The organism is Microvirga roseola, assembly GCF_020866965.1.
GTDB lineage: Bacteria > Pseudomonadota > Alphaproteobacteria > Rhizobiales > Beijerinckiaceae > Microvirga > Microvirga roseola.
Genome location: NZ_JAJATX010000228.1, coordinates 1 through 322, shown reverse-complemented (window position 1 = coordinate 322; position 322 = coordinate 1). Strand labels below are relative to the sequence as shown.

Sequence of the window (322 nt, the reverse complement as noted above, 5' to 3'; positions counted from 1 at the left end):
GCTGGAGTTGAGCGTCTATGACGGCATCCCGCACCTGCTCACCCCGGTGGTGACCGATCCCAAGAAGGCGGTGGTGGCCCTGAAATGGGCCGTGCGCGAGATGGAGGACCGCTACCGCAAGATGTCGAAGCTGGGAGTGCGCAACATCGACGGCTTCAACGCCCGCGTGAGCGAGGCGAAGGCCCGCGGCGAGATCATCACCCGTACGGTCCAGACCGGCTTTGACCGGGAGACCGGGGAGGCGGTCTACGAGGAGGAGGCGATGGACCTCGAGCCCTTGCCCTACATCGTGGTGATCGTCGACGAGATGGCGGACCTGATG

1 protein-coding gene is annotated in these 322 nt (G+C 65.2%); it reads left to right on the top strand.

All coding sequences use genetic code 11. From position 1 onward, the window contains the following. Positions 1 to 322 (top strand): FtsK/SpoIIIE domain-containing protein (locus LG661_RS24995; protein WP_268995524.1); only part of this gene is annotated, 322 nt, incomplete at both ends.